Origin of the sequence: Rhizobium sp. BG4, assembly GCF_016864575.1 — a bacterium.
Taxonomy (GTDB): Bacteria; Pseudomonadota; Alphaproteobacteria; order Rhizobiales; family Rhizobiaceae; genus Rhizobium.
This window is the reverse complement of the sequence record NZ_CP044125.1, coordinates 1,375,052-1,389,714: the sequence shown is the minus strand read 5'-3', so window position 1 is coordinate 1,389,714 and position 14,663 is coordinate 1,375,052. Positions and strand designations below refer to the sequence as shown.

At 61.1% G+C, this 14,663-nt stretch carries 15 protein-coding genes, 1 tRNA gene and 1 pseudogene; 11 read left to right on the top strand and 6 right to left on the bottom strand.

Annotated elements, in window-relative coordinates; translation table 11 throughout:
* Positions 1–86: 86 nt before the first annotated feature.
* Positions 87–1,592 carry a HAMP domain-containing sensor histidine kinase gene (locus F2982_RS07260; RefSeq protein ID WP_203429671.1) on the top strand — a complete coding sequence of 502 codons (1,506 nt, stop codon included), beginning with the start codon at positions 87–89 and terminating at the stop codon, positions 1,590–1,592.
* 120 nt (positions 1,593–1,712) lie between these two features.
* A tRNA-Arg gene (locus F2982_RS07255) sits at positions 1,713–1,789 on the top strand.
* A 167-nt stretch (positions 1,790–1,956) separates the two neighbouring features.
* Here the strand turns inward: F2982_RS07255 and F2982_RS07250 are convergent.
* Positions 1,957–2,139: a Flp family type IVb pilin gene (locus F2982_RS07250; protein WP_130279169.1), complete on the bottom strand. Its 183-nt coding sequence runs from the start codon at positions 2,137–2,139 to the stop codon at positions 1,957–1,959.
* A 283-nt stretch (positions 2,140–2,422) separates the two neighbouring features.
* Here F2982_RS07250 and F2982_RS07245 point away from each other — a divergent pair, with 283 nt between their 5' ends.
* Together F2982_RS07245 and F2982_RS07240 are read left to right on the top strand one after the other, a co-directional pair.
* Positions 2,423–2,737 carry a hypothetical protein gene (locus F2982_RS07245; RefSeq protein WP_112713633.1) on the top strand — a complete coding sequence of 105 codons (315 nt, stop codon included), beginning with the start codon at positions 2,423–2,425 and terminating at the stop codon, positions 2,735–2,737.
* A gap of 218 nt (positions 2,738–2,955) precedes the next feature.
* Positions 2,956–3,836 (top strand): annotated as a pseudogene (locus tag F2982_RS07240) (aldo/keto reductase).
* A 336-nt stretch (positions 3,837–4,172) separates the two neighbouring features.
* Here the strand turns inward: F2982_RS07240 and F2982_RS07235 are convergent.
* On the bottom strand, positions 4,173–4,556 hold the full coding sequence (locus F2982_RS07235) for a hypothetical protein (RefSeq protein ID WP_025555417.1): 384 nt from the start codon (positions 4,554–4,556) through the stop codon (positions 4,173–4,175).
* 156 nt (positions 4,557–4,712) lie between these two features.
* Between F2982_RS07235 and F2982_RS07230 the strand changes: the two genes are divergently transcribed.
* The 3 genes from F2982_RS07230 (at position 4,713) to F2982_RS07220 (ending at position 8,403) form a co-directional block, all read left to right on the top strand.
* Complete coding sequence (locus F2982_RS07230) at positions 4,713–5,987, top strand: alpha/beta hydrolase (RefSeq protein ID WP_112713629.1); 1,275 nt, start codon at positions 4,713–4,715, stop codon at positions 5,985–5,987.
* Positions 5,988–6,072: 85 nt separating this feature from the next.
* Positions 6,073–7,323, top strand: a complete 1,251-nt coding sequence (locus F2982_RS07225; RefSeq protein ID WP_203429670.1) for an FAD-binding oxidoreductase — start codon at positions 6,073–6,075, stop codon at positions 7,321–7,323.
* A gap of 42 nt (positions 7,324–7,365) precedes the next feature.
* A complete protein-coding gene (locus F2982_RS07220; RefSeq protein WP_199626079.1) occupies positions 7,366–8,403 on the top strand; it encodes a proline racemase family protein in 1,038 nt (345 codons plus the stop codon).
* Between the two features lie 15 nt (positions 8,404–8,418).
* Here F2982_RS07220 and F2982_RS07215 read toward each other — a convergent pair whose 3' ends face one another.
* Genes F2982_RS07215 through F2982_RS07200 form a run of 4 tightly spaced genes read right to left on the bottom strand, consistent with a single transcriptional unit; the run spans position 8,419 to position 10,751 of the window.
* Positions 8,419–8,727, bottom strand: a complete 309-nt coding sequence (locus F2982_RS07215) for a BrnA antitoxin family protein (protein WP_025555372.1) — start codon at positions 8,725–8,727, stop codon at positions 8,419–8,421.
* Positions 8,712–8,987, bottom strand: a complete 276-nt coding sequence (locus tag F2982_RS07210; protein WP_199626080.1) for a BrnT family toxin — start codon at positions 8,985–8,987, stop codon at positions 8,712–8,714. The genes F2982_RS07215 and F2982_RS07210 overlap by 16 nt, the downstream gene beginning before the upstream one ends.
* A gap of 50 nt (positions 8,988–9,037) precedes the next feature.
* A complete protein-coding gene (locus tag F2982_RS07205; protein ID WP_025555520.1) occupies positions 9,038–9,520 on the bottom strand; it encodes an RbsD/FucU domain-containing protein in 483 nt (160 codons plus the stop codon).
* On the bottom strand, positions 9,504–10,751 hold the full coding sequence (locus F2982_RS07200) for an ROK family transcriptional regulator (RefSeq protein ID WP_199626081.1): 1,248 nt from the start codon (positions 10,749–10,751) through the stop codon (positions 9,504–9,506). The genes F2982_RS07205 and F2982_RS07200 overlap by 17 nt, the downstream gene beginning before the upstream one ends.
* Positions 10,752–10,990: 239 nt before the next feature.
* Between F2982_RS07200 and F2982_RS07195 the strand changes: the two genes are divergently transcribed.
* From F2982_RS07195 to F2982_RS07180, 4 genes are all read left to right on the top strand, one after another.
* Positions 10,991–12,010: a sugar ABC transporter substrate-binding protein gene (locus F2982_RS07195; protein WP_112713623.1), complete on the top strand. Its 1,020-nt coding sequence runs from the start codon at positions 10,991–10,993 to the stop codon at positions 12,008–12,010.
* Between the two features lie 157 nt (positions 12,011–12,167).
* On the top strand, positions 12,168–13,247 hold the full coding sequence (locus tag F2982_RS07190; protein ID WP_130279164.1) for an ABC transporter permease: 1,080 nt from the start codon (positions 12,168–12,170) through the stop codon (positions 13,245–13,247).
* Positions 13,247–14,029 carry an ATP-binding cassette domain-containing protein gene (locus tag F2982_RS07185; RefSeq protein ID WP_112713619.1) on the top strand — a complete coding sequence of 261 codons (783 nt, stop codon included), beginning with the start codon at positions 13,247–13,249 and terminating at the stop codon, positions 14,027–14,029. Before F2982_RS07190 ends, F2982_RS07185 begins: the two co-directional genes overlap by 1 nt.
* Positions 14,026–14,655: a nucleoside triphosphate hydrolase gene (locus tag F2982_RS07180; protein WP_203429669.1), complete on the top strand. Its 630-nt coding sequence runs from the start codon at positions 14,026–14,028 to the stop codon at positions 14,653–14,655. The genes F2982_RS07185 and F2982_RS07180 overlap by 4 nt, the downstream gene beginning before the upstream one ends.
* The last annotated feature ends 8 nt before the right edge of the window (positions 14,656–14,663 follow it).

The window sequence follows — 14,663 nt, the reverse complement described above, 5'->3', positions numbered from 1 at the left end:
GCGCCTCGCGAAGATTTGAAAGTGCAAAATAATCCGTCTAATATAAGTCTCTGCCTCGCAGGCGCTTGCGCCGAACGGAAACAGCGATGCCGGTGCAAGATCAAAGCGGAATTTCAGCAAATGTAACGATGGCTGCTGGCGGTGAACGCCCGGCAGGGTGGCTCAGTGGTCTCTCGGGCAAGCTGCTCTGGATGATCGTGCTGTTCATCATGCTCGCCGAAGTGCTGATCTTCTTCCCCTCGATCGCCAGCATGCGTATCCGCTGGCTGGACGACAAGCTGAACACAGCTGCCGCCGCCGCGATCGTCATCGATGGCCTGCAGCCGGTGGAGCTGCCGCGCTCCGTCCAGAAGGAAACGCTGGAAGCGACCGGCACCAAGGCGATCGTTCTGCGCAAGGAAGGCACCTCCCGCCTGCTGGCGATGAGCGAGATGCCGACATCCGTCGACGAGCAATATGATCTGACCAAGGTGACGCCCGTCAGCGCCATTTGCGATGCCCTGGATACGCTGATCTTCGGCGGTAACCGGATGATCCGCGTCTATGGCCCTGTCGGCGATACCGCGACCGGGGTTGAAGTGGTCATGAAGGACCGGGCGCTGCGCAATGCGATGTTCGTCTATGCCCGCAACGTTCTCCTGCTGTCGATCCTGATCTCGCTGTTCACGGCAACGCTGGTCTTCTTTGTCATCAACCGCATTCTCATCCGGCCGATCCGCAATCTGACCGGCAGCATGCAGGACTTCTCCGCCGATCCCGAAAATCCGCAGAACGTCTTCGTCGGCGAGGGTGGCCGCGACGAACTGGCCGTTGCCGGGCGCCATCTGACCGCGATGCAGGTGGAACTGCAGAAGACGTTGAAGCAGCAGAAGAACCTTGCCGCACTCGGCCTTGCCGTCTCGAAGATCAATCATGACATGCGTAACATCCTGGCCTCGGCTCAGCTGATGTCCGACCGCCTCGTCGATGTCGATGACCCCATGGTCAAGAGTTTCGCGCCGAAGCTGCTCAGAACCATCGACCGCGCCGTCGGCTACACGACCGAAGTGCTCTCTTACGGCCAGGCGAGCGAATCGGCGCCGCGCCGCCGCCGCATCCGGCTCTATGAGCTCACCCAGGATGTTCGCGACATGCTGGCGATCGATCCGGCAAGCGGCGTCGAGTTCGTCGAGCAGATGTCGACTGATCTCGAAATCGATGGCGACAGCGAGCAGCTCTTCCGTGTCATCCACAACCTCTGCCGCAATGCGCTGCAGGCGCTGATGATGCCGGGCGAGCTTGGAATGGATGGGATCAAGCGAATCACTGTCTCCGGCCAGCGTGTCGGCAGCGTCGTGAGTATTATCGTTGACGATACCGGTCCCGGCATGCCGCTGAAGGCGCGTCAGAACCTTTTTACGGCCTTCCGCGGCTCTGCCCGCTCCGGCGGCACAGGTCTCGGCCTGACGATCGCCCGCGAGCTGGTGCTCGCCCACGGCGGCACCATCGCGCTTGTGGAAAAACCCGCGGCCGGCACGCAATTCCGCATCGAGATCCCGGATCGCCCGGTTTCCCTGGACGATTACCGCTCCCGCAGCCACGCTGAAAAGTAATGCAAATTCCGCAGATCAGCTCTGCGGAACGAAAGTCGCGATTTTTTCACAAACCCTATTGCATTCCCCCGGAGGACCCTTTAGAGGATCGCCACGCAAGCGGTTCAGCCGCTTCGAGACGCACCCGTAGCTCAGCTGGATAGAGCACCAGACTACGAATCTGGGGGTCAGGAGTTCGAATCTCTTCGGGTGCGCCACTCTCTCTTCTCATCTAAATTTAGACCGAAGCTAGAAGCGCACGTTTGACGCTGCGCCGTGGAAAATGACATCCTCGCGTCTGGCGGATCATTCGGATCAGGTGGTCTTCGAGATAACTCGCCGCGCATGACAGCGGGCGAGTCGTTCGTGGGGGCTGTCGCAGTGTTTATTGACCGCTCGTCGCATTCGCCATTTTGGTAGATACGCCGCCGAAGGTGGCGTTGATCGAGTTGCCGAGGCTTGAGGCGCCTGCGATCAGTGCGACGGAAATGAGCGCTGCAATAAGACCATATTCAATTGCGGTGGCGCCAGAATCGTCTCTGAATAGACGCTTTACAAACTTGATCATTGGTTCCTCATATGGGGGCTGTTCAAATGAAAGATTTTCCAAATATCATGGCCCCAAGATTTTAGGGTATTTGTCGTTTAGATTTGATTAAAATTCGAGTTATCTAAATTCAGATAAAGAAAAATCTGTATGACAAAGTAAAGCGTGCCGAGACTGTCGATTTTTATTGCGCCAGTGGCCGCGATTTGAATTTTATTGATTTGTGATGTGTCTGCGCTCCAGCCTAGCTTCGCGCAATCTTCAGGCGGTATCTGCGAGATCTTCGCGCGCAGGAGAGAATGCAATGAAGGCAAGTGGGTTGGTTGTGGTTTCGGTCGCCGGTATGGCGGCTTTGCTTGCCGGTTGCGTCGATCGTGCCAATTCTCCGGTTCTCTATCCTGTTGGTACGCCTACGAATCCCTCCTTTGTCGCGCATGCGATGTGCATGGGGGAGGGCAATGCGGCCTATGACGAATCGATGCGGCTCTACAAGGAACGCTCGCAGATCAGCGGTCAGTATGATGAGGATGAAGGCAAGGCGGTCTCGCGGAGTGCCGCGCGCCGTGCCTACACCGCCTGCGCCTCGTCGGAAGGCTATCGGGCCGTCTACGATCAATAGACCGTGTAGGCGCCCCAACACCTCTCAAAAACGTGCCGGCTGACGAGGGCAGCATATTGCCCCGCACATGGTCGCTGCCCATCTATCGTCAGCACTGCTCTGCCTTGCCGCCGGAAACGGAATTGCCGAGTCGTGCGCATTTGGATGTCCGGCCAGCTCCGGCTGCTGCCTCTCGTCCGTTTTGATTGTTTTCACGCATCGATAAGAGAGGAAAGACCATGTCCGCTTTGAATGCTGCACAATCCGGCACCTTCAAGATCGGCGGCGATCTTGAGGTCAACCGCCTCGGCTTCGGCGCCATGCGCGTCACCGGCGACGGTATCTGGGCCAGCCCGCCGATCATGCCGAATCCATTCGTACACTGAAGCGCCTTCCGGAACTCGGCGTCAATTTCATCGACACTGCCGATTCCTATGGCCCCGACATTTCCGAATGGCTGATCAAGGAAGCGCTTCATCCCTACAGCAAGGGGTCCATCATCGCCACCAAGGGCGGCCTGACCCGGCATGGCCCGAATATCTGGCTTCCGGTCGGCCGTCCGGAATATCTGATCCAGCAGGTGCACAAGAGCCTGCGCAATCTCGGCGTCGACAGGATCGATCTCTGGCAGCTCCACCGCATAGACCCGAAGGTCCCGGCCGGCGAGCAGTTCGATGCCATCAAGTCGCTGCAGGCCTCTGGTCTGATCCGCCATGCGGGTTTGAGCGAAGTCTCCGTCGCCGACATCGAAGCGGCATCGAAATACTTCAAGGTCGCCACCGTCCAGAACCGTTATAATCTGGTCGATCGCACCAGCGAGGATGTGCTCGACTATTCGGCAAAGCACAATATCGGCTTTATCCCCTGGTATCCGCTCGCCGCCGGCGACCTCGCCAAGCCGGGCTCGCTGCTCGATACGATCGCCAGGAGGCACAATGCGGCGCCGAGCCAGATCGCCCTTGCCTGGGTGCTGAAGCGCAGCCCCGTGATGCTGCCGATCCCCGGCACTTCGAAGGTCAAGCATCTGGAAGAAAACGTTGCCGCTGTCGGCATCACGCTGTCGGATGACGAGTTCGCTGCTCTCGATGCCGAGGGCAAGAAGCTTTTCAAGGCCGCCTGATATTGTGACGAAAGGTGTGGCGGCAACCGTCGCCATGCCCCGCATCCGGCCGAAAATCGGTCAGGAATTTGACCGGTTGATTAAAATTGCTGCAAAATGAGGCGACTTCGCAAATATGCGACAGATAGCTATGCGAATGATGCATTGCTGCGTTGCGGTAATAACCCTATTCCCGACCAAATGAATGGGGTATCTATATCTCCGTAAGCAGCGCACTCCTCCTCCCAGCGCTCTTACGAAGACTGGTAACACTCCTCCTCCCAGTTGCCAGTCAAGATCAAGAGCTCGGTGCACCTCCTCCCGCACCGAGCTCTTTTCTATTTCAGTCCTTGAAAATCAGTCGCCGATCCGCGCCACGCCGGTCTCGCCGTTGTCGCGCGTCCACTTCACCTTGCCGGGGCCGGCGCGCTCCAGCTGGAAGCACATCGGTGCGCCCTTGTACCAGGTCTGAAATTTCTGGCAGAGCTGGTCCGATTGGATCCACCATTTGCCGGTATCGCTTGGCTTGAAGTAGCGGCCGAGACCGATCGCCTTGCCGCTGCCGTCGACGGCGCCCGATGTGTGATAGTTGAGCGGCAGCTCGCCGCCGAGCGGTGTGGCGAGATAGATCGTCTTGCCGATAATATCGCGGCGGATGTCGTCTTCCGCCAGCCGCTCCGCATGCGCGAGCGACGGCATCAGCAATGCCGCCGAGGCGAGGGCGATCAGAATAGCCTTCATTGCATCCGTCCATCTATCCATGAGTATTGGGTGAAGAACGGACAAGACGAAGATAAAGTTTCACCCGGACGCGATCGGCCTGCCTTATTTGACTCCGCTGCATTGGCCGTCTTATTTGGCGGGCGGCCGGACTGCCGGCAGTAACGGGGAGATGGCATGCTCGGCGGATCAGGGGCGATGCAAAAGACGCTTGCTGCGATGACGCTTGCAGCCTTTCTGCTGACCGGCTGCGGTGGCCGCGCCGTCGGCGTCATGACCCCCGTAGGCGCGACGCAGCCGGGCACCTCTCAGGTCAATCTGCTGGTCGCGACCACCCGTGCACCGGATACCGATCCGGGCGTTCTGTTCTCCGGCGAGCGCGGCACCGGTCTGATGGTCAATGCCGTCGATGTCTCGATCCCGCCGGATGCCAATCGCAAGGTCGGCCAAGTCCAGTGGCCGAAGCGGTTGCCCGCCGATCCCTTGCGTGATTTCGTCACCGTCTCTGTCGATCCGCTGCAGGGCGAGAAGGCGGGCGAGGGCTGGCTGAAGGGCCATATGCCGAAGAGCCGCCGGGTGCTGATTTTCGTTCACGGCTTCAACAATCTCTATGAGGATGCGGTCTACCGCTTCGCGCAGATCGTTCACGACTCGCATGCCGACGTCGCGCCCGTCGTCTTCACCTGGCCGTCGCGCGGCTCGATCTTCGACTATAATTACGACAAGGAAAGCACCAACTATTCCCGCGATGCGCTGGAAGAGCTGCTGCGCCGTACCGCCGAGAACCCTGCCGTCAGCGACGTAACGATCATGGCGCACTCGATGGGCACCTGGCTGACCGTCGAGGCGCTGCGGCAGATGGCGATCCGCGATGGACGCGTGGCCCCGAAGATCAACAATGTCATCCTGGCGTCGCCGGATCTCGATGTCGATGTCTTCGGCCGCCAGTTTGTCAGCCTCGGCAAGGACAAGCCGCATTTCACCATCTTCGTCTCACGGGATGACCGGGCGCTTGCCCTGTCGCGCCGCATCTCGGGCAATGTCGATCGCCTCGGCCAGATCGATCCCTCGGTCGAGCCTTACCGCAGCAAACTCGAAGCGGCGGGCATCACAGTGCTCGATCTTACCAAGCTCAAGGGCGGCGACCGCCTGAACCACGGCAAGTTCGCTGAGAGCCCCGAAGTGGTGAAGCTGATCGGTGATCGGTTAATTGCGGGACAGACAATTACGGATTCGAATGTCGGCCTGGGCGAAGCCGTCGGTGCCGTCGCCATCGGTGCTGCACAGACTGTCGGCAGTGCCGCGAGCGTCGCCGTCAGCACGCCGATCGCCATCTTCGATCCGCGCACCCGGCGCAATTACGATGCGCAGCTGAAGCGGCTCGGCCAGTCTGTCGAAAATACCGCCGGCTCCGTTGGAGACAGCGTCGGCGCCGGGCTGCCGAGCCAGTAAAAATTCCCATAGGCAAGTGGATTGATCTGATATATCACGTCCTTTGACGGCGATCTCCAGGGCGCCGATGGGAATGGATGGCGCGATGACGGATAATGTGAAGCAAACGGTTGCCGTGGTCGGCGCGGGTGTGATCGGCGCCTCGATTGCATTCGAGCTCCAGCGGCGCGGCTTCCAGGTAACGCTGATTGACAAGGGCGAGCCGGGTCGCGGCACTTCCTACGGCAATATGGCCAGCATCGCGCTCGATTTTGCGGCCGGTTCCGGCCCCACGACCTGGAAGAAGATCCCGCGCTGGCTGCTCGATCCGGAAGGCCCGGTCTGGCTGCGCCCGTCCTATGCGCCGAAGATGCTGCCCTGGTTCCTGCGCTTCATCGCGGCGGGCCGCCCATCGCGCCTGCGCGAGATCGAGGATGCCGGCATGCTGCTGACCGGCCGCGCGCTCGGCGATTTCCGCACCATGCTCTCGGCGATCGGCGCGCCTGACCTGATGACCGATGAAGGTTGCCTGGCGATCTACGAGACGGAAGCCGAATTTGCCGGCGACCGCGGTCATATCGAGATGATGCAGCGCTACGGCTTCGAGTTCGAAGTGCTGAACGGCGGCGCGATCCAGCACTACGAGCCGACGCTGTCGTCCAAGGTTGCCAAGGCGGTGCTGCTGCCCGACAACAAGTCGATCCGCGATCCCTATCAGCTGGTCGTCAAGCTTGCAGCCGCGGCTGAGGCGGCCGGTGCGCAGTTTGTCTCCGGCGCTGTTCGGACGGTTGAGCGCAAGGGCGACGGCGCCTCGGTGGTCGTTCTCGAAAACGGCGGGCGCATTGAAGCGGGCTCCGTCATCCTGGCAGCCGGCGTACGCACTCGTGATTTCGCCGAAAAACTAGGCGAGCCGATCCCGCTCGAAACCGAGCGCGGCTACCACACGCAGATCATGCAGCCCGGCATTTCCATGCGCTATTCGGTGATCTGGCCGCACCGCGCCTTCATGGTCACGCCGACTGCAGGTGGCATCCGCATCGGCGGGAATGTCGAACTCGCCGGTCTTGATGCCGCGCCCGATTTCCGTCGCCCGCGTGTTCTGGTACGCCATGCACAGCGCGTGCTTCCCGGCCTTACGGTCGAGGACACCAGCGAGTGGATGGGCCATCGCCCGGCCTTGCCGGACACGATCCCTGTTATCTCTGCCTCGTCGAAGGTCCCCGGCGTGTTCTATGCGACGGGCCACGGCCATCTCGGCCTGACGCTGGCAGCGACGACGGCGCAGCTGATCGGCGATATGGTCTCCGGAGAGAAGCCGGCGATCGACATGAAGCCGTTCCGCATCGATAGATATTGATTTGCATGACGAGCCTGAGCTCGCATTGGAAGGACTAGGCAGATGAGATGGAAGCGCACGATCCAGCTTCTGGACGTTCATTGCGAAGGCGAAATCGGCAAGGTCGCGATTGGCGGTGTGCCGAAGATCCCCGGCGAAACCGTGGCTGCCCAGCTGCACTGGCTGAATACCGATCCCAAGGGCACCGAGCTTCGCCGCTTCCTCTGCCTCGAGCCACGCGGCGCGCCGATCGGCTCCGTCAATCTCCTGTTGCCCGCCAAGCATCCGGATGCCGATGCGGCCTTCATCATCCTGCAGCCCGATCAGGCGCATGCGAGCTCCGGCTCGAATTCGATCTGCGTCACGACCGCGCTGCTTGAATCCGGTATCGTCGAGATGAAGGAACCGGAAACGGTCGTCACGCTCGAAACGGCCGCCGGCCTCGTCAAGGCCGTCGCCACCTGCCGCGACGGCCGCTGCGAGAAGGTGCGCCTGACGATGGTTCCCGCCTTCGTTCACGAGCTCGATGTCGAGGTCGAAACGCCAGAATGGGGCAAGATCAAAGTCGATCTCTGCTACGGCGGCATCTTCTATGCGCTCGTCGATGTCGGCCAGATCGGCTCGAAGATCGAGAAGTCCAATGCCGCCGAGCTGGTCCGCGCCGGCATGGTTCTAAAGGACATCATCAACCGCGACATTCAGGTCGTCCATCCTGAAATCCCGGCGATCTCGGGCGTCGCCTACGTCATGTTCCGCGATATCGAGCCGGATGGTGCCGTGCGCACCTGCACGACCATGTGGCCCGGCCGCGCCGACCGCTCACCCTGCGGCACCGGCAGCTCGGCAAACCTCACCACCCTGCATGCGCGCGGCAAGGCAAAGCCCGGCGACATCTTCACGTCGCGCTCGATCATCGGCTCGGAATTCGAAGTCGGCCTGCAGTCCGTCACCGAAGTCGCGGGCCGCCCGGCAATCATCCCGACCATCACCGGCCGCGGCTTCACCTTCGGCCTCTCACAGGTCGCCCTCGACCCCTTCGACCCGCACCCGGGCGGCTTCGCCCTGACCGATGTCTGGGGTCCGCAGGCGGGTGAGATCTAAGGAATAATGCCGGGCTCAGAGCCCGGCAGCTTTCCGCAGGGCGGCGTTCATTCGTCCTTGCCAGCCTTTGCCGCTCTCACGGAATTTCGCGACGACATCCTCGTCAATGCGCAGTGTGATCTGCTTCTTGGGATGTTCGATCGGTGGCCGGCCGCGTGCGCGCCGGTGCTCGTCCATTGCATCGAAAAATGCTTTGGGCAAAACGTCTTGCGCGGGACGCATGGCGGCAAGTTCTTCGTCCGTCAGTGGTGGTGAATCGACGGCGTCCCAATCATCCTTGGAGTAGCCACGGCCGGGCTGAAATGTCTTTAGGGTTTTGGCCATTCAAGCTTGCTCCTTTCCTTCGCGTTAGCCTTTCGAAAGCTGATGACGGATATGGCTTCATTTCCGAGCGTCGCGAAAATCACAACGGCTGTCCCATCACGATAGTAGCCAATTGCCTTCATCCGCTGTTTGCCCTCGGCGTCAGGCTTGGTCACCTCGATAACAGCGCGGCGCCAGTCGAGCTCATCGACATCGGCAAAGTCAAATCCATGCTTATCAAGATTTGACTGCCGCTTCGGCTCGTCCCAGACGATCTTCATGAATTTAATGTAGCTACTTTATTGAAGTTTGCAACGCATCGCAAATGACCTCAATACTCGAAAGGATCGCTCTTGCCTTTGGCGTTGCCATGCTGGTCCGCAGTCTGCGGATAAATTACGCCCTTGCGCAGAATGATATTGGCGTAGAGCCGTGGCTCGCTCGTCTGGATAATCGCGTGGGCGGCACGGACGCGGCCGTAGAAATCCTGGCCGATCAGTGGCGTGACGGCGCGGTGTGGTTCGTGGCGGGCGCAGCAGTCGATCATTTCCTCATGCACGGGATCGAGCTTGTCGCGCTCTGCCTTGACCGTCGAGCGGAAGATTGCTTCGGGCACGAAATCGTCGATCGGCAGCACGCTGAGCACGGCGTCCAGGACGGGGATCAGGCCATGGCCGTCGAGCCGGATCAGCCGGCGGGCGTGTTCGACGCCCGGATAGTTGCCGTCGACGATGGCGATTTCGTCGCCGTGGCCCATGGCGCGCAGCGTCGAAAGCAGTTCCGGACTCAAGAGCGGATCAAGCCCCTTCAGCATTTTCAATCTCCTTGAACAGCACGTTCTGATCGGTCAGATAGCGCGCAAAGATCGGAAGGCTCGCCCCGCCGATCGCGCGTGCCTGCGACCCAACAGCGCCCTCGATGATCTCCGGCATGACGACGCCCTGGAGGTCGAGCTTTTCGGCTTCACGCATCGTCGCCCGAACGATCCGCTCGCGCACCCAGCCCGGAAAGCCCCCGTCGATGACGGCGGCGCTGAAGTCGATGATCGAGGCGGCCGCAACGATCGCCTGCGCTAGCGCTTTGGCTGAATCCTGGATCCAGAGCTCCATGGCCTCGCCGAAATCGACCCAGTCGTCGGCGGAATACCAGAGCGGCTCGGGATCGATGCCACGCTCGCGCAACATGTTTTCGAGGACGAAGATCGAAGCGATTTCAAGCAGCTGCAGTGTCTCTCCGTTCTTGCCGCGCACGGGGAGGGGGCCGATGGCGCCCGCCGTTCCGGTGCGGCCGGAAAAGATCGCCGAGTTCAAGACGATGCCGCCGCCGATGAACGAGCCGATGAAGAAATAGACGAAATCGGGATAGGAGGGGCCGACGCCGAAAACGAGCTCGGCGCCGCAGGCGCTCGTTGCGTCGTTCTGCAGGAAGACGGGATAGGAAACCCGCTTCGTTACTTCGCCCTGCAGGTCGAAGCCGCGCCAGACATCCATGGCGCCGGGCGGCGAACCGACTTCCTCGGCCCAGTTCCAGAGCTCGAAGGGGGCGGCGATGCCGATACCGGCAATGCGTCCGCGCTGCTGCGCATCCAGCCGTCCCTCGAGCTCGGCAATGCCTGATACGATGAAATCGAGAAAATCGCCGGGCAGGGGATAGGCGTAGGTCTTGTGCAGCTGCATGCGGATATTGCCGACGAAATCCATCAGCACCAGGTCGGCGCTTCGCCGGCCCATCTTCACGCCGAAGGAATAGACGGCATCCGGATTGAGATGCATCGGGATCGAAGGCTGCCCCACACGGCCGCGTACCGGGGCGCCACGCGAAAGCAGACCTTCCCTCTCAAGCTCCCGCATGATGACGGAAACCGTCTGCGCCGATAGACCGCTGCGGCGCGCGATATCGGCCTTCGACAGCGCGCCGTAGAGGCGCACCAGCGAAAGCACGAGCCGCTCGTTGTAGGCGCGCACCCGGATCTGGTTCGCGCCCCCGGCGGGGTTCAATATTGGCGGTTGGGCCGGTGCGTGCACCGGGCCTTCCAGGGATGCCATTGGCCACTCCTCCCGACCATCGGCCTATGCCTGATTTTCAACCAGCATGCCATAGCGAATTAATAATTCAATTGGATTTATTTATTGACAAGCGATTTTCTTTTCGCTTTTAATCGCCAACGTGAACGGCATCGAGCGGCCTGGGAGGAGGCTAAACGCGAAATCCGCGGCCGCGTTCGTGCTTGAAAATACGGGTTCGGCCATCGTGGCGATCCGGTTAATCTCTGGGAGGAGTTCTCATGAAGAAATCAGTTCTCGCTTTCGGCGCGCTCGCACTCGGCGTCGCCTTCTCGGCTCCGGCAATGGCCGCCGACGTTTCGGCCTGCCTGATCACCAAGACCGATACCAATCCCTTCTTCGTCAAGATGAAGGAAGGCGCGACGGCCAAGGCCAAGGAACTCGGCGTCAACCTGAAGTCCTATGCCGGCAAGATCGACGGTGACAGCGAAAGCCAGGTCGCCGCTATCGAAACCTGCATCGCTGACGGCGCCAAGGGTATCCTGATTGCCGCTTCGGACACCAAGGGCATCGTTCCGAACATCAAGAAGGCGCGCGACGCCGGCCTGCTCGTCATCGCTCTCGACACCCCGCTTGAGCCGATCGACGCTGCCGACATGACCTTCGCAACCGACAACCTGCTCGCCGGCAAGCTGATCGGCCAGTGGGCCAAGGAAACGCTCGGCGACAAGGCTGCCGATGCCAAGGTTGCCTTCCTCGACCTCACCCCGTCCCAGCCGTCGGTCGACGTTCTGCGCGACCAGGGCTTCATGATGGGCTTCGGTATCGACCCGAAGGATCCGAACAAGATCGGTGACGAAGACGACAAGCGCATCGTCGGCCACGACATCACCAACGGCAACGAAGAAGGCGGCCGTACCGCGATGGAAAACCTTCTCCAGAAGGACCCGACCATCAACGTCGTCCATACCATCAACGAACCGGCTGCTGCCGGCGCCTATGAAGCGCTGAAGGCTGTCGGCCGTGAGAAGGACGTGCTGATCGTTTCCGTCGACGGCGGTTGCCCGGGCGTCAAGAACGTTGCCGATGGCGTCATCGGCGCCACCTCGCAGCAGTATCCGCTGCAGATGGCCGCTCTCGGCATCGAGGCGATCAAGAAGTTCGCCGACTCCGGTGAGAAGCCGAAGCCGACCGAAGGCAAGAACTTCTTCGACACCGGCGTTACCCTGGTCACCGACAAGCCGGTCTCCGGCGTCAAGTCGATCGACACCAAGGAAGGCCTGGGCAAGTGCTGGGGTTGATCCTCGCCTAGCCTGAACCAAAACGCGGAGATGCCCAGCGGCATCTCCGCTCCCTGCTCATCTTTGACAGCGCGCCGAATTGGGTGCAGCTTATCCCACGTCCTGCCTGAAAGTGGCGGGATGCCCCTTAGGGAGTGGGGTCACGCGGAGGATTTCCATGAGCGAGCCGACAACAGCCGCACCGCATCACGATTATGAAAAAGTCCTCAAGGACAGTTCGAAGGACGTTGCTTCCTTCGATACGGACGACAATTCGGTCCTCCAGAAATTCAGGCATTTCCTGCACTCGTCGCCATCGGCCGTATCGCTGATCGTCCTTGTGCTGTCGCTGATCATCTTCGGCGCCCTTCTGGGGACCAAGTTCTTCTCGGCATTTTCGCTGACGCTGATCCTGCAGCAGGTGGCGATCACTGGTATTGTCGGCGCCGCGCAGACGCTTGTCATCATGACGGCCGGCATCGATCTTTCCGTCGGCGCCATCATGGTGCTCTCGTCGGTGGTCATGGGACAGTTCGTGTTCCGCTACGGCCTTCCGGTCGAACTCGCCGTTCTCTGCGGCTTCGCCGTCGGTGCCCTTTGCGGCTACATAAACGGCCTGCTGATCGCCCGAATGAAGCTGCCGCCTTTCATCGTCACGCTCGGCATGTGGCAGATCGTGCTTGCCACGAACTTCCTCTATTCGGCCAACGAGACGATCCGCGCGCAGGATATCGAAACCCAGGCGCCATTGTTGCAGCTCTTCGGCAATACGTTCCGCATCGGCGGCGCGGTCTTTACCTATGGCGTCATCGCCATGGTCCTGCTCGTGGCGGTTCTCTGGTACATCTTGAACCACACCGCATGGGGCCGGCATCTCTATGCCGTCGGCGACGATCCTGAGGCCGCCGGTCTTTCCGGCGTCAACGTCAAGCGCATGCTGGTCTCGACCTATGTACTCTCGGGTCTGATCTGTGCGCTTGCCGGCTGGGCTCTCATCGGCCGCATCGGTTCGGTGTCCCCAACTGCCGGGCAGTTCGCCAACATCGAATCCATCACCGCTGTGGTGATCGGCGGCATCTCGCTCTTCGGTGGCCGCGGCTCCATTCTCGGCATGATGTTCGGGGCGCTCATCGTCGGCGTCTTCTCGCTCGGCCTGCGCCTTCTCGGCACCGACGTGCAATGGACTTACCTGCTGATCGGCGTGCTCATCATCGCCGCAGTTGGAATCGATCAGTGGATCAGAAAGGCAGCAGGCTGATGGCACTCGAACCTCTTCTCACGGCGCGCGGCCTGGTCAAACGTTACGGTCGCGTCACTGCCCTCGATCATGCCGATTTCGACCTCTATCCCGGCGAAATCCTCGCCGTGATCGGCGACAACGGCGCGGGCAAGTCCTCGCTCATCAAGGCGATCTCGGGTGCCATCCGTCCCGACGAGGGGGAGATCCGGCTGGAAGGCCAGCCGATCCACTTCTCGTCGCCGATCGAGGCTCGCAAGGCCGGCATCGAAACGGTCTACCAGAACCTCGCCCTGTCGCCGGCGCTGTCGATTGCCGACAACATGTTCCTCGGACGCGAGCTCCGCAAACCCGGCTTCATGGGCCAGTTTTTCCGAAAGCTCGATCATTCGGCGATGGAAAAGCAGGCGCGTGCCAAGCTTTCCGAGCTCGGCCTGATGACCATCCAGAACATCAACCAGGCGGTGGAGACGCTCTCCGGCGGTCAGCGCCAGGGTGTCGCCGTTGCCCGCGCCGCAGCCTTCGGCTCGAAGGTCATCATCCTCGATGAACCGACGGCCGCCCTCGGCGTCAAGGAAAGCCGCCGCGTTCTGGAGCTCATTCTCGACGTCCGTTCGCGCGGTATCCCGATCGTGCTCATCTCGCACAACATGCCGCATGTCTTCGAAGTCGCCGACCGCATCCACATCCACCGTCTCGGACGCCGTCTCACGGTGATCAATCCGAAGGAATACACGATGTCGGATGCCGTCGCCTTCATGACGGGCGCCAAGGCCGCTCCCCAGGAGACGGTCGCCGCATGAACCTGAGGATAGACGAGATTACCGGCGCGGTGCTCGGCCGCGCCGGGAGTGCGAAGCGCTTCCTGATCGCCATCGCCGGTCCGCCCGGTGCCGGCAAGTCGACAATGGCCGATAATCTCGCCAATGGCCTCAAGGCCCGCGGAGAGACCGCGGCCGTGCTGCCGATGGATGGCTTCCACATGGACAATGCCGTGCTGATCGAGCGCGGCCTACTCGCCCGCAAGGGCATCCCCGAGACCTTCGACGTCCGCGGTTTCCTCGACATCGTCCGCGCCGTACGCCCGGCCGATCAGGAAGTGCTGGTCCCGGTCTTCGACCGCTCCCGCGAACTCGCCATCGCCTCCGCCCGCCCGATCTCGCCCCACGATCGCTTCATCATCATCGAGGGCAACTACCTGCTCTTCACGCAGGGTAAATGGGCCGATCTCGACGGCATCTTCGATTTCACCATCATGCTCGCCCCGCCGATCGAGGTTCTCGAAGAGCGCCTCTGGGAGCGCTGGCGCGGCTACAAGCTCAGCGAAGAAGAAGCCAGCGCCAAGGTCTACGGCAACGACCTTCCAAACGGCCGCCTCATTTTGGAGAACCGCCGTCCGTCCGATGTCACCCTCGAGATCGCGCTCTAGGGCTCATC

What these genes read in the sequence shown, in the direction of transcription:
- F2982_RS07260 (WP_203429671.1), top strand. Translation starts at nt 87, where the DNA reads ATGCCGGTGCAAGATCAAAGCGGAATTTCAGCAAATGTAACGATGGCT.
- F2982_RS07250 (WP_130279169.1), bottom strand. Translation starts at nt 2,139, where the DNA reads ATGATCAAGTTTGTAAAGCGTCTATTCAGAGACGATTCTGGCGCCACC.
- F2982_RS07245 (WP_112713633.1), top strand. Translation starts at nt 2,423, where the DNA reads ATGAAGGCAAGTGGGTTGGTTGTGGTTTCGGTCGCCGGTATGGCGGCT.
- F2982_RS07235 (WP_025555417.1), bottom strand. Translation starts at nt 4,556, where the DNA reads ATGAAGGCTATTCTGATCGCCCTCGCCTCGGCGGCATTGCTGATGCCG.
- F2982_RS07230 (WP_112713629.1), top strand. Translation starts at nt 4,713, where the DNA reads ATGCTCGGCGGATCAGGGGCGATGCAAAAGACGCTTGCTGCGATGACG.
- F2982_RS07225 (WP_203429670.1), top strand. Translation starts at nt 6,073, where the DNA reads ATGACGGATAATGTGAAGCAAACGGTTGCCGTGGTCGGCGCGGGTGTG.
- F2982_RS07220 (WP_199626079.1), top strand. Translation starts at nt 7,366, where the DNA reads ATGAGATGGAAGCGCACGATCCAGCTTCTGGACGTTCATTGCGAAGGC.
- F2982_RS07215 (WP_025555372.1), bottom strand. Translation starts at nt 8,727, where the DNA reads ATGGCCAAAACCCTAAAGACATTTCAGCCCGGCCGTGGCTACTCCAAG.
- F2982_RS07210 (WP_199626080.1), bottom strand. Translation starts at nt 8,987, where the DNA reads ATGAAGATCGTCTGGGACGAGCCGAAGCGGCAGTCAAATCTTGATAAG.
- F2982_RS07205 (WP_025555520.1), bottom strand. Translation starts at nt 9,520, where the DNA reads ATGCTGAAGGGGCTTGATCCGCTCTTGAGTCCGGAACTGCTTTCGACG.
- F2982_RS07200 (WP_199626081.1), bottom strand. Translation starts at nt 10,751, where the DNA reads ATGGCATCCCTGGAAGGCCCGGTGCACGCACCGGCCCAACCGCCAATA.
- F2982_RS07195 (WP_112713623.1), top strand. Translation starts at nt 10,991, where the DNA reads ATGAAGAAATCAGTTCTCGCTTTCGGCGCGCTCGCACTCGGCGTCGCC.
- F2982_RS07190 (WP_130279164.1), top strand. Translation starts at nt 12,168, where the DNA reads ATGAGCGAGCCGACAACAGCCGCACCGCATCACGATTATGAAAAAGTC.
- F2982_RS07185 (WP_112713619.1), top strand. Translation starts at nt 13,247, where the DNA reads ATGGCACTCGAACCTCTTCTCACGGCGCGCGGCCTGGTCAAACGTTAC.
- F2982_RS07180 (WP_203429669.1), top strand. Translation starts at nt 14,026, where the DNA reads ATGAACCTGAGGATAGACGAGATTACCGGCGCGGTGCTCGGCCGCGCC.